Below are 22,345 nucleotides of genomic sequence, written 5' to 3' on the forward strand. Positions count from 1 at the left end.
GCTCCGAACCCCCATTACCGTGGCCCAGAAAATTGGACCATTTCAGTCCCGCATACGAGCCTGTATACGCGGTTGCCAATTGCTTTCTTTTAGCCATCTACCTGGCAAATTCTTGACCACATCTAAGTCACTCCTCTCAGTTTGCCTATGTCTCCTTGCACCTGAGGGGACGAAAGAATTTTCGAGGAAGATTATTCACTTCTTGTGGAAGATCAGGATTCCGAACAAGCCTCTGGCTGCGTTATCATTTCCTGAGTTATTGTACAAAACAGCGCACAAATTATTCTTTCACCAACTATACTGAGTCGACCGTGATTTCTGCGGGATAAACGGGCGTTGCTTCCTTTGCGCGGCAATGATGTCGCCCTCGTATCGGACCTTGGCAAAGAACAAGCTTAACCGCTTTTCGTTTGTCGACTGTCCGTCCTGCAGATGATCTTTCATTCGTTCCGCCTCGATTAGTTAATTCAGCCAGCGACGAAACAACATGCCACGATTCTTAGTTACCTTGGCCATCGTTATCGTCATCGCAGCTTTGATTCCTGCGGTGACTCACGCAAAGAAACCCAAGCAGGACGCCACCGCTGACGAGCTGAAACTCGAAGATCTGTTTCCAGAAAAAAGCATCTTCGGCCCCTCAGCACGAGGTACGGAATTCTCTGCCGACGGACGTTACGCGGCATACCTCTATCGCCCTTATAACGAACGTCGGCATGGAAGTGATCTTTGGATTTACGACTTCAAAACCAAAAAGTCCGAGCGAATCACCGACATTGGGGTGATGTCCAAATTCCAGAGATCAGCCCGCATCGTCATCGAAGACCGATTGAAGAAAAACAAGCCAGGCTCGGACAAAGACGATAAGCCATCGGACGAGAAGGAGAACTCCGAATCCGAGCAAGAAGAACAAGACGACGCCAAGGACGATAAAGCGGAAAAGACCGAAGAGGAATTGGAGGCTGAACGAGAAATCTATTTGAACGTTTCGGACAAGGATGCCGACGACGAATACGCCCCGGTCTACTCTGGCATTTCATCCTTTCAATGGCACCCCACGGAAAATCGCATTCTGATGATTTCCGAGGGAGATGTTTACTTGATTGACGATCTCGACAAACCAGAACCTGTTCGGCTAACCAAAACCGACGAACGCGAGTCGCAGGTCGCCTTTTTGCCGAACGGTTCTGGCTATACCGTGCGACGTGATGATGCCGTCCTCCGCTTTACCTTCGGCCAACATCTGGTCGAACAACTTAGTCCTAACTTGCCCGCAGGCGAAAACCTGAGCCAATATGCGATCAGCCCCGATGGCAAGCGGATGGTCCTGGTCAGCCGTACCCGAGATTCATCTGGCGGGCGAACCGTCGAAATCATTCGCTATCGAGACCGATTCGCCAAATCGGATAGCGTGTCGCGGACCGTTTCCGATGACGAAGTCAAACCACAAACGATCAAGGTTTACCTTTACGAGTTCGACGTGGCGGAAACCGAGCATGCCGATTTGATCCAAATATTTGAGGAGACCATCGACGAACCTCGAGACATTATTAGTTCCCCTCGCTGGTCGCTGGACAACGAACAAGTGACGTTTTGTTTCTTCGATCAAGAGAACTCCGAAGTCCAGATCCGACTCGCGAGCTGGCCATCCGGCGATGAACTAGCCGAAGCGACAAAGAACGCAAAACGCGAACGTCAAAAAGAATTCGCGAAGGAGATGTCCGAGGCAAAGGAGAAGGACAAAGAGGATCGCACCCCTGGTCGTCGTGGCCCCCGAGGTGGTTCAACCGCCGCTCCCGAACTTTTGAAAATCGATGCGAAGACGGTCTATCAATTCAAACATTACGGCGGCCCCAACACGCCTTCGATGGTATCGCCTGACTTTGCCGGGGACAAGAATTCGATCGTCTTCATTAGTGAACAAAGCGGCTTTCGTCACGTGCATCTGCTCGACCCGCTGTACGAAAGCGTTCGCCAGTTGACCAACGGGCACTTCGAAGTTTATCCGATTCGTTTTTCAGACGATCACTCCCAGCTGTTCGTCCTCGCCACCAAAGAATCGGCTGCCCAACGGATGGTTTACGTCTTGAATTTGGAAGATGGCGAACTGACCCGCTTGAACAAAGAGGACGGCACTTTCTCTGATGTGGCCGTCAGCAATGATGGGAAACGGATGGTCGGCAACTATGTCACTTACGGCGAGTTGACCGAGTTGGTGGCCCAGAATGAAAAGAAAAAAGTTACCACGATCACGGATTCGCATCCCGAAGAGACCCAGACCTTGGTTGAGGTCGAGCCAGAGTTCTTTGAGTACGAAAACCGGCACGGGCATACGATTGCCGGCATGATGTTCAAACCTCAGGGGTGGAAGAAACGAGACAAACACCCGCTGTTGATCTACGTGTATGGTGGTCCACTCGGCAGTCGTCACAGCGTCAACGATGGCAGCTACAGCTCGGACGGCTATTTCTTTCAAATGTACATGGCCCAGAAACACGGCTATATCACGATCGTCGTCGATCCACGCGGGCAATCGGGCTATGGCGGCCTGTTCGAGAAATCGAACTACGAACAGGTGGGCAAGCCACAAGTCGAGGACTTGGTCGACGGCGTTAAGTTCATGACCGAGAACTTCAACATCGACGATCAACGGGTGGCGATTCATGGTTGGAGCTTCGGTGGTTTCCAGACGCAGATGTGCTTGTACACCGAGCCTGACGTGTTCCAAGTCGGCATGGCCGGTGCCGGACCGACCCAGTGGGAGAACTACAACTCTTGGTACACCACCGGCACGGTGGGACCCTCACGCAAGGGCAAACCAGATCAAGAGAAATACTCGTTGATCCCTTTGGCGAAGGACCTGAAGGGCAAGCTCTTGCTGGTTCATGGTATGGAAGACACCAACGTCCTCTTCCAAGACACCATGGCGGTCTACCGGGCACTACTCAAGGCGGGCAAGGAAACCAACGTCGAGTTGTTCCTCGACCCCACCGGAAACCACCACCTCGACGGCGACGTCAAACGCCTGGGACGCATGCGAAAATACGAGGAGTTCCTTCTTCGTACGATCGGTGAGGGTAAGTCTTCTTAGTGCAAAACTGAGAATGTAAGCGTTCCAGCATATTCTGCCTGGTAGTTGATGATTGCGATTCGACAAGCCTTTCATCCTTCCAGTTGCGATTTCAATGTGCGTGCGAATAGGCAACCGGTCCCGATAGCAAATTGAGGACTCCGAGTGCTCGCTTTGTTATCCACCTGTTTCGCGAATCAAGTGTGGAAGGTCCGTGGCCGGTTGAAGCATGCGCCAGAACTCGAACCCCGGCGAATCATATGAAACGTTTGGGAATGCATCAAACGTGTAGCCATCGGTAAGTTGAATCGACAGACCGCCGGTATCATCAGACGAGATGGAAGTTACCGACAATGGCTGCAGGTCGAGTTCGGCATTGAAAAGATCGGCAAACAGATGAAAGCGAGACGCGCCGCCACGATCAAAATCAAATGGCTCCCCGTCCTCGTAAAAATATATGTCGCGATTACCAATTATGATTTTTGAATTCTTACAGAATCGCCAGGGGACATTCACATGCAGTGCAACGTCGCCAATCATCCTTCTGACGTTGCGTAGGCTCGTGTCTTCACGCAAAGGCCCAAACTGCATCCAAAGGAGATCGCCCGCGCAACCAATGCTGGACAGTGGTAGTGCGATCAGCTGATCAAGTCTCAATTGGGAATTCGATGGTGCCATAGCAAAGCTCGAATAGCCTAAATGATCAATTGGGTGCCAGGAACGACCCACCAGTCTTTTTGTCTCAACTCAGCGACTCACGTGGAGCAAACTGTTCGCCCCTCATTCGGGGTCGACATCGATTGTCTCGTTCGTCCATGAGAGTTGACGCACGGGATCAGATAACGTCCAGCTTGAAAACACGCACCCATACGAGTTCGCTACATCACACATGAACCCAATCCACCCACCGTTCCGCGTTTATGCCGTCGATCCCATCCGGACGTGTGATTCCAACGGCGTCCCAATATGCGGTATCTGTCCTTCGACCGACCGTCATCGCGTAGTTTTCCGAAAGCTGCTTGGCGAGACGACGCACGTCCGCTTCAACATTGCCGAAGTGCATGAAATCAAGCGCAAGTATGGTGTCATCTGTGACCCCGTTAGCGTTCATCTGAGAATGTAAGATTTGGGCCTCTGCGATACCTCGTCGTAGTCGAGCGTAATAGTCCGTCCAAATCTGTTGCGGGTCGTCGGTCATGAATCTCGTTCGGCAAACTAATTGTTAGGCACAGCTTCTCTGTTCAAGCCGAGCTAAAAAAGAGACATTTCGTGTAACTCATTTGATAGCACATACCTATCCACTGGTCCAAGATTCCTGGCCCAATGGGCCTCTCGTCTGGCGTACGGGTGTGGGGCTTTCCCCATATAGCAATGGTAAAGATTTCCAAGATAGGCCGGAGCGGCCGCAGGCGGTGAGGTTTGCAAAGTTGACCTGGGTTGTTCATAAGCGGCCTGTCCAAACGGTATTTAGCCGGCGCTGTGTGATAGGGTGATCTCGAACTGTGATTGCTTGAAGGATTGGCGCCTCGGCACGAGGCCTCGTCGAGGTAATCTGGATCGGCTTACACGGTACCAGGTGGTGGTCAATACCGATGCAAGGTGCGGATTGCGATTGCAGTTGGCGTTCGATAAGCTGATAGCATTAAAGGAGTTCCGTTGTTTGCCTAAGGCTGGCGTATCGTAATCCAGCCCAGGCCCGGTGGCGTTGAAGTCTGGAGAATTAGCTGCCAATGCGATTCTTGAACGCCTGCGCATTGGCGACACCTTTCAACGCAGTGGACTCTCCGGTCCCATCAACCGTAGCCATCCTGCTTTGCATCGAAAATCGTGAATGTGCCCCAAAAAGCCACCGACCTGTTCGTGGTAAAGTTCCTAGATCAACTTTGCAATTTCAGTTACTAGAAGGATCGATGGACCATGGAGTCCCATTCATTGCAAGTGCCCCGCCCAATGCGGTCCAATAGTCATCCCCTGTCGTCGATGCTGGGCTGGGTTGCATTCGGTCTGTTGCTCCTAAAATTCACGTGCTATGGCTACGCGCAGTCATCGGCCGATTTAGTTGTTCTTAATGCTAATGTCGTGACCTGCGACGATCAGCTTCGAAGGGTCGAGGCTGTGGCGATTCGAAATGGCCACTTCGTAGCCGTGGGCAGTAATGCCGATGTGCGTCGAAGGATGGGGACGAAGACTACCGTCGTCGATGCCGCTGGCCAAACGATTACGCCGGGACTGATCGATAGCCATCTGCATTTTGTGGGCTTAGGCGAGTCGCTGCAAATGCTGAATCTCAGTCAAGCCCGTTCTTGGGAGGCGATCGTGCGGCAGGTCGAGTCGGCAGCCAAACAAACACCCGCCGGTGATTGGATCGAAGGGCGAGGCTGGCACCAGAGCAAATGGTCGGTTGAGCCAACCGAGAATGTCGATGGATATCCCATGCACACGTCGATGAGCAGAGTCACGGAGACGCACCCAGTCATTCTTACCCACGCGAGTGGCCATGCTTGCTTCGCAAACGCTGCCGCGATGAAATTGGCGGGCATTGATCGCGATACTCCCGATCCGCCGGGGGGACAAATTGTGCGTGACGCCGAAGGAGACGCCATTGGGATCTTCCTTGAAAATGCCCAATCGCACATTTACCGAGCAAAGGCCAAGGCGGACAGGCAAGTGCCGAATGCCGATCGCCAAGCTCGTTTGTCCGAGCAGATTCGTCTGGCGGGTGAAGCCTGCTTGAGACACGGAATCACATCTGTCCATGACGCTGGCTGCAGCTTTGAGCTCGCGGAAAAGCTGCGACAGTTTGCCGACGCCGGTCAATTGCAGGTGCGCATGCTGGTGATGATCCGTGCCAGTAGTCGGGAATTGGAAGGCCGTTTAGCCGCTGCGCGTATCGAGCAGGCGGGAAATGGCTTCCTGACAGTGAGGAGCGTGAAAGTTTCCATTGATGGAGCATTAGGAGCGCATGGTGCCTGGTTGCTACAGCCTTACGACGATCTGCCGGGCAGCGTCGGCTTCAACACCGTTGCGAGCGATGAACTGGAACGCATCGCAGAAATGTGCAAAGCCAACCACTGGCAATTGTGCGTGCATGCCATTGGAGATCAGGCCAACCGCGAAGTCCTGGACATTTACGAGCGGGTGTTAGGCGCCGAAGCCGGCGAGGATCATCGTTGGCGAGTTGAGCATGCACAGCACTTAGCAGTCGAGGATATTCCCCGCTTTGGAAAGTTGGGAGTCATCCCTGCAATGCAAGCCAATCATTGCACAAGTGACGCTCCTTTCGTCCTGCAGCGATTGGGTGAACGCCGCAGTTCCGAAGGTGCCTACGTCTGGCGTTCGCTCATCGACAGTGGTGCGATCGTTGCTAACGGGACCGACGCTCCGGTGGAATCGATCGATCCGCGCGTCAGCCTGTATGCATCGGTCACCCGGCAACTTTCAGATGGCAGCCAGTTTTTTCCGGAACAGTGCATGACGCGGCAGGAGGCGTTGCTGAGCTACACTCGCTGGGCCGCGCGAGCTGGCTTTCAAGACCAATACATCGGCTCTATCGAAATTGGAAAACGGGCGGACTTTGTACTCTGGGATACCGATCTTCTGAATTGCCCTGCGGAAGAGTTGTTGACCGCCAAAACGCTGCGTGTCTGGCTGGACGGTAAAGAGCGAACGGTCACTCCGCTCGCCAAATAACGCGGCATGTTTCCCCAAGGCGGCCCACTTGATTCGCACATATCAGCTGTTTTGCAAATCAGTGCTTGCCTGATCTACATCGCAGCAGCCGCGACCTCACCGAAAACCGCAACTGAATGCCACGGGGCCATGCGAAGTTCCACGTCGGGCTGACGCTCTTGATGAACACCAGCAGGCACTCTTGTGAACCAGAGAATCGGTTGCCCCCGCTTCTAGTGCGCCAGACGAACCTCAAGGGCAGCAACAGTTTGAACTCCCGTTGCCACTGAACGAAAACGGGACAGTTCGAACAGAAGGTTCAAACTGTCCCGTAATAGTCGGGGTAACAGGATTCGAACCTGCGACCTTTTGACCCCCAGTCAAACGCGCTAACCAGGCTGCGCTATACCCCGATGGTTTTCCCTTAGGTGGCGAGGCCGGGTGGTGGCTGGTCGCCGCTGGGTATCTTGGCAGACACCTTTGCCGGGCGGTGGTTCGCTTGGTGGCGACCGATGCCCTGAGGGAAGGTACCAATATGCCAACTCTCTTGCGGCCCAACAAGGCCTGATAGCGAATCCGAAGGCAAGTTGAAGGCCATTTTGCCGGGTTAGGGGGCGAAAATATCCGCTACCGGCCCATGTTCCGGGAATCTCGGATCTCCCAGGTCTTGGGATCCAAGCGGGGAACGACACTAAACTTGTCGAGTGTGGCCGCAATATCGATGTCGGCCTCCAGCCCGATTCGCAGGACGTTTCGACCGCCGCGGCTGACCTTCAAACGCTGGGCGAGCGAAGTCGCAGTGAGCCCTGTTTTCGCTTCTTGCCAGGCGTCGGTGGCGATCTGAGCTTGATCGTTGCACTCAATCGACTTGGCTCCGTCGATCAAGTGATCGACGATCGCCCCGGCTAAGAGGACATCTTCTCGAGTGATTTCTCCCTCGGTCCCGGCACAGACAATTTGAATGGTTTCGTGCTCGGCCAGTTCATTGCATAGCGCGGTCAGATTGACGAAGGAAGCGATATAGATCGTCTCGGCCGCACGACAGGCCTGCATCGCTTTGGTACCGTTGGTGGTGGTGAAGAGGATCTGCTTGCCGGAAACGACCTCGCGACTGTACTCGGTAGGCGAATTCCCAAGATCGAAACCTTCGATCCGCTTCCCTCCCCTTTCACCTCCCAGAAGCGCCGTAGGCTTGCTGGCATGCTGCGACTTGGCGTCTTCAATTGTCAGTTGCGGGAAGATACTGTCGGCTCCATTGGCGACTGCGTGGGTGATGGTAGTGGTGGCTCGCAAGACATCGATTACCACAGCGACGGTCCCGGAGAGGTCGGCCTGCCCCATAAGTGCTGGCAGTAAATAGACATCGATTCGTTTGGTCTTCAAAGAATTCCCCTCGGAAGTCGCAATTTCCTGCCCTTGCCTACGAATCTACTATTAGAGTTACCGTAGCACTCTGCAAATTATGGTCTGAAAGGGTTTCTGACGGAATGACTGGCAACAACACCCACTCAATCGTCTTTGGTTATATCGCTTGGGCGTTCGGCGTCTTTGGAGCGCATCGCTTTTATTACGGCAAAACACTCACCGGCGTGCTGTGGTTTTTCACGCTGGGCTTGCTCTTTGTCGGCTGGATTATCGACTTGTTCCTGATTCCTTCGATGGATGAAGAATGCAATCAACGGTATCGTAGCGGACCGATCGATTACAACGTGGCTTGGATCTTGTGCTTTTTCCTGGGCGTGTTCGGCATCCATCGCTTTTACATGGGTAAATGGATTAGCGGCCTTATCTGGTTGGTAACTGGTGGACTGCTGGGAATCGGCTTCGTGTACGATGTGTTGACGCTGAACGATCAAGTCGATGAAATCAATCGCGAGTTAGCCGTCGCTTAACCTAGCTGTCGATGAGCGATTCGAAACAAAAACGCCCGAGTGAATAAACTTCATCGGGCGTTTTTCATGGTTCGTAATTTATTTGGCCAAGTCTTGAATCTTGGCTGGGTTGCTGGGGTCGAGCTTGAAGGTAACGGGATAGTAGTATCCTTCCGACTTCTTCGGGAACAACTTCTGCCAGGCTCGCACAACAGAGTAGGCAAGCACCTTGGCGCCGTAGTCCAGGCCTTCGGTGTTCTGCGATAAGTTTTTATATCCGAGTGTGTGTCGCATGAAACGATTCGCACGGAAAAGTTTGATGCGCCGGCGTGCCTTCGGTGTGAGATGCTCGGTGGTGAGCGACACATTCAAGCCTTCCACGTTGCTCACGCGATGTGGTGTGTTTTGCGGCCAGGTAACCATTTGCCCTGGCTGGAGATCAACGACCATGGCTTCTTGATCGAATTCTGGCTGATAGTCGAGTTCTTCGTTGCTTACCCCGCAGATCACATCTTCGACCTTTTGCTGGGTGACGTAACGCTCGTTGTAGGGAGGATAAGCCCACACGCGTTTGACGCCCCGCATATGCCACAGCATGTTGCAAGGGATATCAAGGTGATAGTAAACCAGCGCACGAGGCGAACTGATTAGCAGGTTAGCCGATCGCTCAAGCGCGTTGAAGCCAGGCGTCTTCGCTTGGATCTCGTCGTAGATGTCGTTGATCAGTTTGGTGAATTCAGCATGATGATCCGCCATGTTGCGGACGTTCAGCCACAATCGCCCCGCTTTCGTGGCGTTCAGTAACTGCTCGCCGGAGAGTGTTGATGCATCCCCTTCTCGCCACTGGTTCGAGGTTTCGTCGACGCCCATCGTATGGACGTTCAGGCAATCACGCGGATGAGTGTCCAGAATGCGGATTAAATGTTCGTCGTCAAAGAGGCCTGTTTCTACCAGACGATGGTTTACCGTGAGCGGCTTTTTCTCTAGGTCGGTATTTGAAAACGTGCAATCGATCAGATTCGAGGCAGACATGGGCACGGACTCTTCGAGGGAACATCAAGGAAATGGCATGTAAAGAAAGTCTAGGTGCCAGTCTGGCGGGAAGTTTCGTCGCCGATTCCCTTTCCCTAATCCACCCCCTGCGATCATTCCCCACATTGATTTATTCGCTTCAAGCGTTACCAATGGAGTAATCGCTCCGCGATGTGGATGATTGTCACCGCATTGGGGATGCGTTATTCTGTCGGCAAGTCGGATGGTTTCCCCGGCCTGTTCCATAGGGACAGCCGATTTCCCCGATAGGCGCAGCCGATCGCTCGCCATCCGCCTTACAGCTGTTCGCCCGCAACGATACCACTTTAAGATAGATGAGGATCTGCCATGGCCTACGAACTTCCTGCATTACCGTACGCATACGACGCGCTCGAACCGCACATTGACGCCCGTACGATGGAAATCCATCACACTAAGCATCACCAGGCTTACATCACCAAGGTGAATGCGGCGATCGAAGGAACCGACTTGGAAAGCAAGTCGATTGAAGAACTGGTTACCGGCATCAACTCGGTTCCAGAGAACATTCGCGGCGCCGTCCGTAATAATGGTGGTGGTCACGCGAACCACTCGTTGTTCTGGACCATCATGAAGCCAGGCGGTGGCGGAACGCCAAGTGGTGACCTGGCTGCTGCCATCGACGCCGAACTGGGCGGCTTTGAAAAGTTCAAGGAAGACTTCAGCAACGCTGCCGCAACCCGCTTTGGTTCAGGCTGGGCTTGGCTGAGCGTCTCGGGTGGCAAATTGGAAGTCTCCAGCACGCCGAACCAAGACTCGCCACTGATGGAAGGTAAGACTCCAATCCTGGGTCTCGACGTCTGGGAACACGCTTACTACTTGAACTATCAAAACAAGCGTCCTGACTACATCTCGGCGTTCTTCAACGTCATCAACTGGGACGAAGTTGCTTCTCGCTACGCAGCTGCCAAGGGTTAATTCCCGCAGTGTACGATGCCGTCACGAGGTTGATGGCATGATAGCAAAGCCAACAAGGGCCTGATCTTGAAAAGGATCAGGCCCTTTTTTTGGTAGAAGGGTCAATCTTGTGGGAATGGCATTGACCCGGTCGGAAGCGAAAACTACGATCCCCCCGCTTTCCCGAATCGCGTGTCAAACTAGGCGAAGTATTCTGGGAATTCGAATCAGAATGGCTGAAGGACTTTTCCGAAAGTTCCGATTTGAAGAAGTGTAGGGACATCCACATACTCAAAATGAGTGGCTTGAGAGAGGACTCTCAGGGCATGTCTCCGTCGAATTGAACCACACACGAATGAGTTGGTAAGTCAGAGAACGATTCTCTCGCATCCATCTCGTGCACATCCGAAGGCAGGGACGCCATGCGAATGCACACCAAACATTGGTCGCTACTGTTTACCGTAGCCGTTTCCATTACCTCCGTTGCCGCGACGGGGTGCAAGTCGATGCCTGGCTGGAATTACATGGCCCGCATGGGAGCACCTGCTTCGTCCGAAGCTTCAGGCTCGGAAGCTCCTCGCTATGCAGCGACGCCATCGTCGACTTCGACGCCGACTCCATCTTCGGCTCAGTTGGCTGGTCGCTCGCAAGTGATGCCAAACTACTTGGCCGGATCGACCCCAGCTTCCGCACAACAAGCTTCGGCAACCAGCCCTGCTGGCGCTTCGGCTCAACGCGGCTACTACTCGTCCACACCAAGTGGCTCGACCGCAATGGCGGGTTCGGCTTCGCCAGCTGGTTACGGTGCTTACCCAACCCAGGGTTCGCCCAGCAGCTACGGCGCATCGGCGGCCGCCTACACCGCCAACGCCAACACCTCGTCGACATACGGTTCGACTGGTGCAGCACCAGTAGGTTACTCGGCAGTTCCTCCTTCCTATACGCAACAAGCAAGCGGCTCGAGCTATGGTGCTTCGGCACCTAGTGGATCGACTTCGGCTTACAGCGGTTCGGCCTACTCGAGCCCACAAGCTCCAAGCCCGTCGTCTTACAACAGCGGTACTTCGCAGTACCCAAGCACAAGCAGCTATCCGTCGACTTCGACCTCGCCGCAGTATCCTACTACTAACTCGAGCTCGAACGGCTTCAGCTACCCACCATCGACGATGCCACAATCGACGACCCCACAGTCGTCGACGTATCCTTCGACCAATTCGGGAGCTTCAAGCCAGTACCCATCGACGAGCAGCTACTCGAGCACTGCTGCTCCCAACCCAAGCAGCTACCAACCGATGACCAGCCCGAGCTACCAAACGGCTTCGGCAAGTTCGGCTGCCGGTAGCGGCTCGACCTACCGTCCGGGTGGCACCGCCGACTACAGCGGTTCGTCTACTTCAGGTACTTCGGGCACGACCTCGCGATACGGTAACACTTCCGAATACCCAACTTCCAGCTTCACGCGATAGTTGGTCGAGGTTCAATCGAAATCAAAGAAAAGGGAGCGACATTTTGTCGTTCCCTTTTTTCATGCGCCGCGAAAAAGTTGCTATGATCCCAACAAAAATGCCCACGTCAAAAACGTGGGCAGATGGCCGTTTTGGAATTGGCCTCATCCGGTAAGTGTTACAGGCCGGTCGGACAAAAGGATTGGCTAATCACACGCGATGCAACACCTTTCATCTTCAAGCGACTTAGTTGCTTTTCGACGGAGGTATCGTCGGCGAAGGTGCCAACTCGTTTCCAGGCATGTTCCGCCGAGTCAAATTCGTCGACGATAATCTGCCTTGCCATTCCACCCGGAGCACTGACGGAAATCCACTTTCCCGCCGCGTCGTGCGAACATTCACACATGGCTCTCTACTCCCAAGAAGTTATGGATGCGGTTCTAATTGCATCGACTCAACGGTAGGTTGCGATGAGTCTATTTCTTGGAAATTGCGTGCAATCAAGCCAGCGCTGCGGCAAGCCGTGCTGACATGCCTTACACCCTGAATAACACGGCATTATTGCGGCCAAATTCTTGCCCGTAATCACCGCGGTCATGGTGGATTACGCCATCGCTTAAGGCCGAACTTCACCACGGCAACGCAGCATTGAAGCGATCGCGCACTACCAGCCCATGACCATGTTCGACTCGATGGCTTTGCGAGCTTGATTCAAGTCGTTCCCTGTCTCGTGCATGTACAACCGGATCGCATGGACCTTGTCCCCTTCCGCCTTCGAGAGACAATCTCGCGCGACCACGCAAGGATCAAGGGCCTGGGCAGCGAGCCCCAATGCTGCTTTGGAAATTACCCAAGAGGTCCGCGGACGCTTGGAAATACGGATGATCTCATCACCCGGATAGCTATCGTAAACCTGGCCTTTGGCTTCGTTCTCGTCTTGGGCCCAGGTAATGACAATGTGAGCGTTTGTTTCAACCTCGAATAGCGCCATGAAGAATCTCCTTCAGAGAAGAACTAGAGAGATAGCGAGAGGGAAAGAAAGGCCTCCATCTTAACTTCTGGCCTACCCCTCGCTTCCGTTCTTACACGCTGGGAACTTGCCAGAGATCTCGTCGCGTTTGTACACAGCGAGTCTGGCAGCGAATTGGCAAGTGAGAACGGGGCACGGCGAGACGATCCAGGAGCAAATGATGGAGTAGTTTTCGCGAATTTATAATGTGCCCAGCAGACCGTCAATTAAATTTCTGAAGCGAAAGGGTCGCTAATTTCGGCCCGAAAGACGTAGTGGTTGCCTCTTTGCCGTTGTTCAACCTAACGGCAAATTTCTGGTAGAATGATGGGGATCCTATAATTGGCAGCAATACGAATTTTTCTACCCGCTGAAGTACGACCGTCCCTATGAGTTCCTCCTATCCACCTGAGAGCTCCCCAATTCCGTCGCGCGAGTCCGCCCCTCCGCCACGTCGTCGCTGGCCGATAGGTCGGTGGCTGCTGACACTGCTGGTCATTGCCGCGGTCTACGTCGGTTTTACGCTGCTTAACTCAACATCGCGTGCTCAATTCCAATGGGCCGCCGCACTCGAGTCATTGGACGAAGGAAATATTGTCGAGGCCCAGAAGCATGCTGATCAAGCATTGAAACTTGATCCGGAAGATTCCGACCTGCAATTGCGTGCGGCCGAATTCTTCTATCGCATCGATCAGCCGGAAGTCGCTAGTAAACACCTGAAGCGTGCACTCGAACTCAGTGGCGACAACCCGACTGTTTTGAATACGGCCAGCTTCCTGTTCGCGCGGATGGGAAAACATGATCAGTCGTTGCCACTTTCAGACAAACTGGTTGATCTGTCAGAAACGAAGCGGACGATTCACCCGCATATGGCCTTGAACCAGCGTGCCTACGCGATCGCTTTGGCTGCAGCAGACGGCCAAGCTTCAGACGAACAAATCCAGCAAGGTTTGGAAGACATTAACAAAGCTCTCGAAGTGTTCGTGCACGACGACGCAGTCATCGATCAGCGGATCGCGAATTACCTCGACACGCGCGGGTATCTCGAACTTTACGCTGGATCGCCGCAGCGTGGCTTGAAAGACATTAACAAAGCAATTGCGGTGTACGAGTTACTTCGTGAAGAGATCGCTAACGAAGTCAAAGATGCGAACTTAGACAAAGTCCCCGAAGCGGCGATCGCTTTCGATCAAGAACTGAAGCACGTTTTAGCTGTGCTTTTCGCCCATCGTGCCGCTATTCTCGAAGAGTTGAACGAAGCGGACGCGGCTGATGCCGACCACATTCGAGCAAGCGAGTTTGGCCTAAATCGCAAGAAGGGAATCTGGTAGCGAACTACCGATTCCCCACCACAGCAAATTCACGAGTGAAGATCTTTAAACGACTTCCGACTCTTGTAAATCGACCTTAGGCTTGCTCGCCGCGGCCTCGCGATCGAGCCGACTGCCAAGCGATCGCTCTAGCGAGCGAACTTCTTCCAGCAAGCGTTCGTCATCATCATTGTCTTGGCAATCGTCGGTCACGTGGGGCAGCGGATGAGGTATCACGCGCTCGCCGGTGTGACAATAGATGCAGTTGCGGCCGTTCGCCTTGGCTCGATAAAGAGCCGCATCGGCACGCGCCAACAAGGTTTGTGGTTCGTCAGCGGCACTCGCTTGGGCCACACCACCACTGACTGTCACCTTCAGCTTCTCAGCTGCCGCAACTCGGACACGTTCGGCAAACATGTTGGCCCCGTCCAAGTCAGTCGATGGCATCAACACCACGAATTCTTCACCACCGTAGCGAGTAACCACGTCGGTTTCACGAACGCAGTTATCCACGAGGTTTGCCACTTCCTGCAAAACACGATCCCCTTCCAGGTGACCAAACTCGTCGTTGATCCGCTTGAAGTGATCGACATCGAGAATGCACAGCGAGAAAGTTAGTTCGTATCGATCCTTCATCGCGAACAAGCTTTCCAAGCTATCATCCAACGCACGTCGGTTGGAAAGGCCGGTGAGCGGATCGGTACGCGATTCGGTGAAGGTCATCAACAGGTTGGCTTGCTGACGCACTTCGTCATAGGCGTGGGCAATTTGCGAAGAGAGCCGCATGGTTGGGCTCAGCATTCGTTCGGCTTCTTCACATAAAGCCTGCCACGATTCGCCAGTTGGATTTTCGTCAGAGCACATCAGGACGATACGGTCTTTGAAATGGGCGATGCTCGATTGATGGGTGGCCAGGTTGCGACGCACTTCTCGCGAGATTTCTTCCAACTGCTTTACTACCGCTTTGGCGCGTTTCAGTTCGCGGCGAGCAAATGCTTGCTCAGCTGAAGCTGGTCGCTGATTTCGTTTACCCAAGAAGTAGCCGATCAGTGCGATCAGCGCCATCGCCACGGGTGTCGGGATTCCCAATATCCAGTCTTCCATCCTGGCTCTACCCTGCACGCTTTTAAAAGGACTTGTTGCTTCTTCTCGCCGGTACCTGCTTCGTTCGGACGGTTACATCCGATTCCGACTTCCCACGCCCTGGAGGCACAATGCGCCAAATCCAACGACGATGATGAAAGCCACAGTCCACTCAAGGGTTCCCATGTGCACAACGAAATCTTCCGTTTCGCGGATGAATTTGAATACTAAGTTGCGCATGGCTTGCGATCCAGTGGTGGAAACAGAGGTAGACGATATACCACATAGAAACGGTAGGTCATGAAATGCTTCCATGCGTCAAATCACGACCAGTTTGCCCCAATGGCGCGAACCTTTAACGGCCGGGCAAGCCTAAAGTGCAGAGAACGACTATCCTTTCAGGGGGAATGCAGTTTGCTGCAAAAAATGCGGTCAAATATTCGCCAGGGGGCCTTGAGTTTTGAGAGGATGGGCCTATATTTGTCTATCTCAACACGAGTTGGGGCCGTAGCTCAATTGGTTAGAGTACCGGACTGTCGATCCGGTGGTTGCGGGTTCGATCCCCGTCGGCCTCGCTTTTCCGACATTATCGGAAGCGATTCAAGTTCATGGCAGCCCAGGTTTACCTGTGGCTGCCGTTCACTTTGCGCATGCATGGGGATTGGCATGGAGAGCTGGGTTGGTTGTTCAATTCGTACAACAGACTCCCTGACCATCGAGCTATCGCAAGGGCCGAATCGGCTCGTCGTCTTACCTTCGGATGATGCCGCTGAGTCCTGTGTCGCTGCCATTCGCACAGCCGAGAAGCACATCAAAGAACAACGGTCTCTTGAGTCTCGGTGGCGAAACGAGTTGGAGATTGTTCTTCAGTCCGTGATTGTCACCGCCACGCATCCGAATCTTGGATCGCATGACGAATGGATTGTCCGTCTTGACGTGCGAAATGATAGCCATACTGACGCTGTGATTCTGCATGAATCAGTCCTTACTGCTGTTGCAGATGAATTGCACGGTGTAGCGCAGTTTGTGAACTTCTCGCGATGGAATCAGACACGCCAGAATTAGCCCAACTACGATAGGCTCACCGGCCCGGGGTCGCAATGAAAACTCTTTGGCACTTTGCTGCCTAAACTGGTTTTGTTAGCTACATTGCGACGCCGGGCTGATGAGCCTAACCCATCTAAATACCGGAGAACCTTCCGGTAGGCTTACCGAGGGAACGCCTAAAGATTACATCCATTCAGACGCGATACCGGAGTTACACTCCGGTATTCTTTCCGCATAAGCGATAACCAACCTTAGCACTAAAATCCCATTAGGATGATTGTTTTTATGGCTAACTCGGGGGCCCGCTGTTGGAGTAACCGAAAACTCCCTGGCGAGTCGTTTGCAATTGCCGTCTTAATCGGCCAATTGCCCCAAGAATAACGGCGAATCTTCGGAATGCTCTCGCATATTTGATCGACAAAAAAACGACGCCATCACATTTAGCCGCGGTCAACGGATCGTGGCTTTTTCGTGCGCTTCATCGCGTTTTTCTTAGCATACCTCGCTTGACTCATGAGCGAATCTGGCTAGATTGTTCCTTCAGCTAACAATGCCAGTGCCGCTTCATGCGGCCGATTGCCTCCAACGGTTTAGTGCCCTGCTGGCGATCCTCTAACAGAAAACTTCTGCAAGTTCTTCGAGCCGATGGCCCTAGTTGGGTACGTTCGCGGCGCGCCATTTACACCGTACACCGTGCTTACTCGGCGGCGTGGCCTCGACCTTCGGAGATTCTTGCACACCTCCGAATTTGTCGTAGCCGTTTTGCAGAAGTTTCGGCATTGGCTACGACCGCCGAGCCTGGCTGGATCAGAGGCGGCGCGGACCTGAGCAGGAGCCCGCGCCGTCCTCTGACTGCCATTTCAACATAACGCTACCGCGCCGGTCGTCGTGACTGACTCGCTATCGAAAAGGTGACTAACCGCCTTGTTGGAATGCTGCGCTTGGTGCCAATCCAGTGGACCAACACCATGCATCTTTGCATGCACCAACCGGACGCTTGCGCGTCCAAACGAAACACCTCGCATGTCGCGTGGGAATGCGCGACTCTCAGGGAGGCCTTGATACTGGCAATCGCGGCGACGGACGCGAGGAGCAAGCGTACGCCAGTGCTCTGCAATAGGCATCTTTTCCATGATTTCCCAACCACCACTTGGGCCAAATACATATCTCCGGCAGTTCTTCCAACGCCATTACATTCCGCACTGCATCGAGGATCCGACCAGCCGCAACATGGAAGGCTACGAACGAGCTCTCGATCTGTGGGAAGAACTTACCGAGAATCCCACACTCAACGAAATCAGCTGCGAAACACTATCCGCGTTCAAAGGCGATCTTCTCGCCTATCGATTTCGCGGGCGCTCGCTTTCTGTAAACACCGTCCACAAACATCTCTCGCATGTTCAGTGGATTCTCGATCAAGCTGGGCCGCCTGGTCGTCGCGGCAAAGAGAAGACCGCCGTTGGCATTCTCGATCGTGTTCCCTTTACGAAGTTGCCGAAACGTCGGGAGACTTATCAGGACGAAGTTCCCGCAGACGACATTGTGAAAGTGTTTCACGTTGCGGCCGAACACGCACGCTTGCCAAGAGTTCCGGGCGTCGCACCTGGGCACTTGTGGCAAGCGTTATTTGGTCTGCAGCTTTGCACAAGTCTTCGAATTGGCCAGTGTTCGCAGATCCCGATGAATGCCGTGAAATGGGATCGAATGCAAATCGTCTTGCCATACGAGATCTGTCGCAAGTCGAAGAAGGACGAACCGAAACCCGTTCACTCCTACGTCATGCAATTGCTGATGAGGATTCGTGGATCTCGAGAACTTCTGTTTCCCATCTTCGAGGAACACTCCAAGAAGACGATCTACGACGAACTCCATCGCCTGCAAGACCTGGCTGGCGTTCCTCATTTTGGTTTTCATGCCGTTCGTTCTTCAGCGATCACGAGCCTATCGGAGATATCTGGCGAAGCGGCCCAGTTTGCGGCCGGTCATGCGAGCATGCGAACGACGCGAATCTACCAGAAGATTCGCTTGCTCTCCCAAGCTCAAGAGAAGCTGACGATCTTCGATGCATTAGCCCAGGGCGGGGAGGAATCGGAAGCCGTTTAACGGACCGTCCGCTTCGTTGGACTCCCCTCCCCTTCTCTTCCACCACGCGCGAGGCGGTCTTGCGCGTGGCCTTCGCTGCCCCCGGTTGCCGGCCGCTTTGTGGCCTGCTGCGTCCACTTTCCCCCGCGCTGCAGTGGAAAGCGGCCGGCAACCTATCAGGAACAACCGAACGCCCGCGCAATGGCTGCGCGGGCGTTTTTTATTGCCCCCCTGGACCGCTGAACGGTCCGCAAGTGAAAGGATTCTCATGCTTGTTTTATCTCGCAAAATCGGCGATTCGATCAAAGTAGGCGACGACGTCGAAATCGTCGTTTTGCAACTTCGCGGCGACAAGGTCCGCCTGGGCATTGAAGCCCCTAAATCGGTCGAAGTTCACCGCCGCGAAGTTTGGGCAAAGATCCAAGGCGAAGATCCGGAAGCGGGCGACGATGTCCCGCGATCGCCGGCCGCTTAGTCTCACAACATGCCCCCGCGGCCCAGGGCGTTGTGGGCCGTTTCTCTTTTTTGAATGGAGTAGTTTTCTGATGGCGTTCCCCATGTTCACCGACTTTTTTAAGTCAGTCCGCGAAAACAGCGCGGCCACCTTCTCACGGATCAAAGATCGGACCGCGTTTAATCGCGTCGTGTGGGCCTGCTTCCTGGTTGGCCGCGCCGATGGCGACTTCGACGCCAACGAGCGAAAAGCCACGGCCGCGCTGATCCATGAAAAGCTTCCGCAATACTCGCTCGACGACATTTTGGAAGTGATCGCGAAAGCGGAAGCCAAGATCGACTTCGACCCCAACCTGGGCGCGATGGAAATTATCGACGAAGTCGGCAAGGCCCGCGGCGACGCGGCCGAGGCGATCATTCGGGCGGCCGTTTACATCGGCGGGGCCGATGGTGACTTCGACGACACCGAGAAGGGCATCGTTCGCCAGCTCTGTTCCCGCATGGACATCAATCCGGCGAACTACGGGCTGTAACCCCCAAGAACCGCGTCGGGCCTGGTTGGTGTGCTGAGGATGGGCCCGGCGCGTGTTTTTGAAGGATGCACGCCCAACGGAAAGGAGTTCCCTATGTCGATTTTAATCGACCCGCCACCGTCGTCTTATGACCGCTTGATGTCGCGGATCGCGGCCAACCAGGTGAAGCAACACGAACAAGCGGCCGAGCAATTCCGCCGCTTGCTGATCGCCAGCAAGATCGACCAGCTAAGGCGATCGGCCGGCCTGCCGCTTGGTCATTCCTGGAAGGTCCACACCGTTGACCGGTTGGAACAGATGGGAGGCGGTTAACCATGCGAAGCGAAGCAAACCAGATCGGCCTCGAGCCGCTGTTCGTGGCGATCGATCGAGAAGACGCGGCCAAGGCCAAGCTACGGGCCCAACAGCTTGAAGCGCTCGACCAGGCCTTGGAAGCGGCCGGCGTTCACCCAAGCACGACCGCCTATCGATTGGCGAAGCTGATCTACCACATCACGAAGAACAACGGCGACGCGTTCCGCTGGAAGGCCAAGCAGATCGCCGCGGATCCGGCGATGCAAAAACCGAACGGGGACGAGATCACCCCGCGGAGCGTTCAACGGGGCGCGGCCCAGCTTCGACGGCTGGGGATCATCGACCAACGCCAGGTGGTGGAAGCGGTCCGCGGGATCGACCACGTGGCCCGATCGATCAACTGGCGAAACGTCGCCCGCTGGGTCGAATGTCACCCCATGACAACCGACCGGACAACCGAGGAGACAACCGATATGACAACCGACCGGACAACCGACCAGACAAATAGCGTTTCTCTATATTCCTCTTCTCCCATTACCCAAGAACCCAATACCTCCACCTCCCAGGAAGCGACCTGGGAGGCGGCGGCGGAGGCGGTTTCGAAGGCTGGGGTTTCGGAATTCCGACACGCGATCGAGTCGGCCCGATCGGCCGGCGTTTCGCCTGGCTACGTCCTGGACTGCGTCGCGTTCCACCAGGAAGGCAAGGCCGTTGGGGCGTTCGACGCTGGGGCCCTCTATAAGCGGCTGAGAAACGCGGCGACGTTTACGAGCCCAATGGATCCCGCCACGTGGCCCGCACGCAACACGGCGACGATCAGAGTCACCAGGCACGTGTCTGACGTGATCGCCTGGGCAGAGAAGCACGGCAAGACGATCACCGACGTCCGCGAAGTGATCGCCAAGAAGGGCCTTGCTGACGGAATGAGCGCGGCCGAAATCAAACGGGCCTTGTTCGAGGTCCGCTTCACCTTCACCCATCAACTAGCGAGCAAATAACCATGGTCAAAGCGTGGCACGTGGTGATGCGTTTGGCGAGCTGTCCGGAATGGAACAGCGAAGCCGAAGGCGAACCAGTCCAAGTCGAGTTTCCGCAATACCTGCCCGAAGGCGCGGGCTTCATCGTCCGCGAAGTGACCCTCATGTATTCATTCGCACGGCTGCAATGCGAAGCCGCGGAAAAGGGGATCACGGTCACGCCTGGCGACGTTGTCCGGCTGTACGTGTTCGACGCGGACGACAAGCGGCCGACGCAAATTCCTAAGGTGATCAACTTCGTGGCCTGTGGCTGTGGTTGCCAAGGCCTGAAACCAGAAACCAATCGCGTGGCGATGCTTCGGCCAAGTTTGAACTGATCGAAAGGAAACCCATTGAGTAGCCCCCAACTGATCGACCTGGTTACGTGGATCGGACCAGGCCGCGAACATTCGCCGATCCTGGAACATTCGCCGATTCAGTTTGACGACGGCGCCGAATGCCTACTTCGCGGCAACCTGACGGTTTACATCGCGCCGCCATTTCTGCCACAAACGCCAGGCCTGCACCTGATCAAAGCGGAGGCCCATACGTTTCTGCGGCCTGGCTTCGGTTATGAATGCCGGCTGCTGTTTCTCGAATCAAAACAGCTAACGGGCGACCTGGCCGAGCTGCTGGCCAACGCCGATGGGGGCGAATGATGGCAGAGAAGAAACACGACCCCAACGAATGGAAGCGTTGGTTATGGATCTGTAACCGCTGCTACGTGATCCGGACACCGCTTCGCGGCTATTGCCCGCGGTGTGGTTCGCCTGAGTTTTCGTTGCGATCGCGGTCCGAGATGTCCGGCCAGCAATTGCACCTGTTTTGAATCTTGAAGTTCATTTTTATGCAACGCTACTGCGGCGAATTGATGGCCGATGATCTGCTGGCCGCGAAAGACTTCGTTCGCCATGGAGGAACTAGCATGCCTCGGATGGCAAGGAACCAAATGAAACCAATCTAGGAGAGCTAATCATGCGTTTCTATCTGGTGTTGTTTTTTGCGGCAATCATATTGTTGCCGCTGGCTATGTTCGTGCTGCGGTCACTATTGCCCTGGTTGGCGATGATGTCCGTTGCGTTGTTGGTGGTCGTCTGCGTGTTTGCTGCGAGGCGAATCAACAAGACTAACACTCAGTGAACTGATCGCCTGAACACTCGGAGCTTCGAGTGACGAGGCGTCGAACCTGGCCTTAATAGCGGGCCCTTCGATCATAAATCCACAGATGCTCCAATCGTAAACGCCGAGTAAAGCGTCTGGCCCCTCAAAATTTGCTCAACGGACTCGACCGTTTTGAATTAGGCCGTAAGGATCTCAGTCCTTCCTGGCGATCAACTGTCTTCCTCTCTTGGACCATAACGCCCTTCGAGATTGGCCCCTTCGAGATTGGCCCCTTCGAGATTGGCCCCTTCGAGATTGGCCCCTTCGAGATTGGCCCCTTCGAGATTGGCCCCTTCGAGATTGGCCCCTTCGAGATTGGCCCCTTAGAGATTGGCCC

The 22,345-nt window shown here is 54.5% G+C and carries 23 protein-coding genes, 2 tRNA genes and 1 pseudogene; 15 read left to right on the top strand and 11 right to left on the bottom strand.

Going from position 1 to position 22,345, the window contains the following annotated elements:
- The first annotated feature begins 487 nt into the window (after positions 1-487).
- A complete protein-coding gene (locus C5Y83_RS16110; RefSeq protein ID WP_105330732.1) occupies positions 488-3,088 on the top strand; it encodes a S9 family peptidase in 2,601 nt (866 codons plus the stop codon).
- 156 nt (positions 3,089-3,244) lie between these two features.
- Here C5Y83_RS16110 and C5Y83_RS16115 read toward each other — a convergent pair whose 3' ends face one another.
- Together C5Y83_RS16115 and C5Y83_RS16120 are read right to left on the bottom strand one after the other, a co-directional pair.
- On the bottom strand, positions 3,245-3,745 hold the full coding sequence (locus C5Y83_RS16115) for a hypothetical protein (RefSeq protein ID WP_105330733.1): 501 nt from the start codon (positions 3,743-3,745) through the stop codon (positions 3,245-3,247).
- Between the two features lie 205 nt (positions 3,746-3,950).
- A complete protein-coding gene (locus tag C5Y83_RS16120; RefSeq protein ID WP_105330734.1) occupies positions 3,951-4,265 on the bottom strand; it encodes a hypothetical protein in 315 nt (104 codons plus the stop codon).
- A gap of 917 nt (positions 4,266-5,182) precedes the next feature.
- On the opposite strand from C5Y83_RS16120, the gene C5Y83_RS16125 reads away from it, so the two are divergent.
- Complete coding sequence (locus C5Y83_RS16125) at positions 5,183-6,757, top strand: amidohydrolase (protein WP_158262376.1); 1,575 nt, start codon at positions 5,183-5,185, stop codon at positions 6,755-6,757.
- A gap of 317 nt (positions 6,758-7,074) precedes the next feature.
- Here C5Y83_RS16125 and C5Y83_RS16130 read toward each other — a convergent pair.
- A tRNA-Pro gene (locus C5Y83_RS16130) sits at positions 7,075-7,149 on the bottom strand.
- Between the two features lie 214 nt (positions 7,150-7,363).
- Positions 7,364-8,119 (bottom strand): 2-phosphosulfolactate phosphatase, encoded by a 756-nt coding sequence (locus C5Y83_RS16135; RefSeq protein ID WP_233207245.1) that lies wholly within the window; start codon positions 8,117-8,119, stop codon positions 7,364-7,366.
- A 104-nt stretch (positions 8,120-8,223) separates the two neighbouring features.
- Here C5Y83_RS16135 and C5Y83_RS16140 point away from each other — a divergent pair, with 104 nt between their 5' ends.
- The gene (locus C5Y83_RS16140; protein WP_105330736.1) at positions 8,224-8,628 is read left to right on the top strand and encodes an NINE protein; all 405 of its coding nucleotides are present in this window, start codon (positions 8,224-8,226) and stop codon (positions 8,626-8,628) included.
- A gap of 78 nt (positions 8,629-8,706) precedes the next feature.
- Here the strand turns inward: C5Y83_RS16140 and C5Y83_RS16145 are convergent, their stop codons facing one another.
- A complete protein-coding gene (locus C5Y83_RS16145; RefSeq protein ID WP_105330737.1) occupies positions 8,707-9,639 on the bottom strand; it encodes a cupin-like domain-containing protein in 933 nt (310 codons plus the stop codon).
- A gap of 348 nt (positions 9,640-9,987) precedes the next feature.
- On the opposite strand from C5Y83_RS16145, the gene C5Y83_RS16150 reads away from it, so the two are divergent.
- The gene (locus C5Y83_RS16150) at positions 9,988-10,596 is read left to right on the top strand and encodes a superoxide dismutase (protein ID WP_105330738.1); all 609 of its coding nucleotides are present in this window, start codon (positions 9,988-9,990) and stop codon (positions 10,594-10,596) included.
- Positions 10,597-10,997: 401 nt separating this feature from the next.
- Positions 10,998-12,041: a hypothetical protein gene (locus C5Y83_RS16155; protein ID WP_105330739.1), complete on the top strand. Its 1,044-nt coding sequence runs from the start codon at positions 10,998-11,000 to the stop codon at positions 12,039-12,041.
- 157 nt (positions 12,042-12,198) lie between these two features.
- On the opposite strand, the gene C5Y83_RS16160 is transcribed toward C5Y83_RS16155, so the two are convergent.
- On the bottom strand, positions 12,199-12,426 hold the full coding sequence (locus C5Y83_RS16160) for a hypothetical protein (protein ID WP_105330740.1): 228 nt from the start codon (positions 12,424-12,426) through the stop codon (positions 12,199-12,201).
- A 258-nt stretch (positions 12,427-12,684) separates the two neighbouring features.
- Positions 12,685-13,011 carry a DUF6793 family protein gene (locus C5Y83_RS16165; protein WP_105330741.1) on the bottom strand — a complete coding sequence of 109 codons (327 nt, stop codon included), beginning with the start codon at positions 13,009-13,011 and terminating at the stop codon, positions 12,685-12,687.
- A gap of 407 nt (positions 13,012-13,418) precedes the next feature.
- Between C5Y83_RS16165 and C5Y83_RS16170 the strand changes: the two genes are divergently transcribed.
- Complete coding sequence (locus C5Y83_RS16170) at positions 13,419-14,360, top strand: tetratricopeptide repeat protein (protein WP_105330742.1); 942 nt, start codon at positions 13,419-13,421, stop codon at positions 14,358-14,360.
- Between the two features lie 45 nt (positions 14,361-14,405).
- Here the strand turns inward: C5Y83_RS16170 and C5Y83_RS16175 are convergent, their stop codons facing one another.
- Positions 14,406-15,443 (bottom strand): GGDEF domain-containing protein, encoded by a 1,038-nt coding sequence (locus C5Y83_RS16175; protein WP_105330743.1) that lies wholly within the window; start codon positions 15,441-15,443, stop codon positions 14,406-14,408.
- A 480-nt stretch (positions 15,444-15,923) separates the two neighbouring features.
- Between C5Y83_RS16175 and C5Y83_RS16180 the strand changes: the two genes are divergently transcribed.
- Positions 15,924-15,997: transfer RNA gene (locus C5Y83_RS16180), tRNA-Asp, on the top strand.
- Between the two features lie 175 nt (positions 15,998-16,172).
- Here C5Y83_RS16180 and C5Y83_RS29145 read toward each other — a convergent pair.
- Both C5Y83_RS29145 and C5Y83_RS16190 read right to left on the bottom strand, forming a co-directional pair.
- Positions 16,173-16,397 carry a hypothetical protein gene (locus C5Y83_RS29145; protein ID WP_146117798.1) on the bottom strand — a complete coding sequence of 75 codons (225 nt, stop codon included), beginning with the start codon at positions 16,395-16,397 and terminating at the stop codon, positions 16,173-16,175.
- Between the two features lie 932 nt (positions 16,398-17,329).
- The gene (locus C5Y83_RS16190) at positions 17,330-17,602 is read right to left on the bottom strand and encodes a hypothetical protein (protein WP_105330745.1); all 273 of its coding nucleotides are present in this window, start codon (positions 17,600-17,602) and stop codon (positions 17,330-17,332) included.
- Between C5Y83_RS16190 and C5Y83_RS16195 the strand changes: the two genes are divergently transcribed.
- From C5Y83_RS16195 to C5Y83_RS29445, 8 genes are all read left to right on the top strand, one after another.
- The gene (locus C5Y83_RS16195) at positions 17,601-18,572 is read left to right on the top strand and encodes a tyrosine-type recombinase/integrase (protein ID WP_105330746.1); all 972 of its coding nucleotides are present in this window, start codon (positions 17,601-17,603) and stop codon (positions 18,570-18,572) included. The genes C5Y83_RS16190 and C5Y83_RS16195 overlap by 2 nt on opposite strands.
- 247 nt (positions 18,573-18,819) lie before the next feature.
- Positions 18,820-19,026: a carbon storage regulator CsrA gene (gene csrA, locus C5Y83_RS16200; protein ID WP_105330747.1), complete on the top strand. Its 207-nt coding sequence runs from the start codon at positions 18,820-18,822 to the stop codon at positions 19,024-19,026.
- A gap of 70 nt (positions 19,027-19,096) precedes the next feature.
- Entirely contained in the window at positions 19,097-19,537 is a 441-nt protein-coding gene (locus tag C5Y83_RS16205; protein ID WP_158262377.1) for a tellurite resistance TerB family protein, read from the top strand.
- Positions 19,538-19,630: 93 nt separating this feature from the next.
- Entirely contained in the window at positions 19,631-19,849 is a 219-nt protein-coding gene (locus C5Y83_RS16210) for a hypothetical protein (RefSeq protein WP_105330749.1), read from the top strand.
- Between the two features lie 2 nt (positions 19,850-19,851).
- Positions 19,852-20,829 carry a hypothetical protein gene (locus C5Y83_RS16215; protein WP_105330750.1) on the top strand — a complete coding sequence of 326 codons (978 nt, stop codon included), beginning with the start codon at positions 19,852-19,854 and terminating at the stop codon, positions 20,827-20,829.
- A 2-nt stretch (positions 20,830-20,831) separates the two neighbouring features.
- Positions 20,832-21,185, top strand: coding sequence for a hypothetical protein (locus tag C5Y83_RS16220; protein WP_105330751.1), 354 nt, complete (start codon positions 20,832-20,834; stop codon positions 21,183-21,185).
- 15 nt (positions 21,186-21,200) lie between these two features.
- Entirely contained in the window at positions 21,201-21,506 is a 306-nt protein-coding gene (locus C5Y83_RS16225) for a hypothetical protein (RefSeq protein WP_105330752.1), read from the top strand.
- Positions 21,507-21,822: 316 nt separating this feature from the next.
- Positions 21,823-21,987, top strand: a complete 165-nt coding sequence (locus C5Y83_RS29445; RefSeq protein ID WP_158262378.1) for a hypothetical protein — start codon at positions 21,823-21,825, stop codon at positions 21,985-21,987.
- Between the two features lie 191 nt (positions 21,988-22,178).
- On the opposite strand, the pseudogene C5Y83_RS30175 reads toward C5Y83_RS29445, so the two are convergent.
- A pseudogene (locus C5Y83_RS30175) lies at positions 22,179-22,274 on the bottom strand (pentapeptide repeat-containing protein); the annotation flags it as partial.
- Positions 22,275-22,345 lie beyond the last annotated feature (71 nt).

Origin of the sequence: Blastopirellula marina (genome assembly GCF_002967765.1) — a bacterium.
Taxonomy (GTDB): domain Bacteria; phylum Planctomycetota; class Planctomycetia; order Pirellulales; family Pirellulaceae; genus Bremerella; species Bremerella marina_A.

Coding starts and splice junctions, on each gene's coding strand:
- C5Y83_RS16110 (WP_105330732.1), top strand. CDS start 488: ATGCCACGATTCTTAGTTACCTTGGCCATCGTTATCGTCATCGCAGCT.
- C5Y83_RS16115 (WP_105330733.1), bottom strand. CDS start 3,745: ATGGCACCATCGAATTCCCAATTGAGACTTGATCAGCTGATCGCACTA.
- C5Y83_RS16120 (WP_105330734.1), bottom strand. CDS start 4,265: ATGACCGACGACCCGCAACAGATTTGGACGGACTATTACGCTCGACTA.
- C5Y83_RS16140 (WP_105330736.1), top strand. CDS start 8,224: ATGACTGGCAACAACACCCACTCAATCGTCTTTGGTTATATCGCTTGG.
- C5Y83_RS16145 (WP_105330737.1), bottom strand. CDS start 9,639: ATGTCTGCCTCGAATCTGATCGATTGCACGTTTTCAAATACCGACCTA.
- C5Y83_RS16150 (WP_105330738.1), top strand. CDS start 9,988: ATGGCCTACGAACTTCCTGCATTACCGTACGCATACGACGCGCTCGAA.
- C5Y83_RS16155 (WP_105330739.1), top strand. CDS start 10,998: ATGCGAATGCACACCAAACATTGGTCGCTACTGTTTACCGTAGCCGTT.
- C5Y83_RS16160 (WP_105330740.1), bottom strand. CDS start 12,426: ATGTGTGAATGTTCGCACGACGCGGCGGGAAAGTGGATTTCCGTCAGT.
- C5Y83_RS16165 (WP_105330741.1), bottom strand. CDS start 13,011: ATGGCGCTATTCGAGGTTGAAACAAACGCTCACATTGTCATTACCTGG.
- C5Y83_RS16170 (WP_105330742.1), top strand. CDS start 13,419: ATGAGTTCCTCCTATCCACCTGAGAGCTCCCCAATTCCGTCGCGCGAG.
- C5Y83_RS16175 (WP_105330743.1), bottom strand. CDS start 15,443: ATGGAAGACTGGATATTGGGAATCCCGACACCCGTGGCGATGGCGCTG.
- C5Y83_RS29145 (WP_146117798.1), bottom strand. CDS start 16,397: ATGCAGAATCACAGCGTCAGTATGGCTATCATTTCGCACGTCAAGACG.
- C5Y83_RS16195 (WP_105330746.1), top strand. CDS start 17,601: ATGATTTCCCAACCACCACTTGGGCCAAATACATATCTCCGGCAGTTC.
- C5Y83_RS16190 (WP_105330745.1), bottom strand. CDS start 17,602: ATGGAAAAGATGCCTATTGCAGAGCACTGGCGTACGCTTGCTCCTCGC.
- csrA (WP_105330747.1), top strand. CDS start 18,820: ATGCTTGTTTTATCTCGCAAAATCGGCGATTCGATCAAAGTAGGCGAC.
- C5Y83_RS16205 (WP_158262377.1), top strand. CDS start 19,097: ATGGCGTTCCCCATGTTCACCGACTTTTTTAAGTCAGTCCGCGAAAAC.
- C5Y83_RS16210 (WP_105330749.1), top strand. CDS start 19,631: ATGTCGATTTTAATCGACCCGCCACCGTCGTCTTATGACCGCTTGATG.
- C5Y83_RS16215 (WP_105330750.1), top strand. CDS start 19,852: ATGCGAAGCGAAGCAAACCAGATCGGCCTCGAGCCGCTGTTCGTGGCG.
- C5Y83_RS16220 (WP_105330751.1), top strand. CDS start 20,832: ATGGTCAAAGCGTGGCACGTGGTGATGCGTTTGGCGAGCTGTCCGGAA.
- C5Y83_RS29445 (WP_158262378.1), top strand. CDS start 21,823: ATGCGTTTCTATCTGGTGTTGTTTTTTGCGGCAATCATATTGTTGCCG.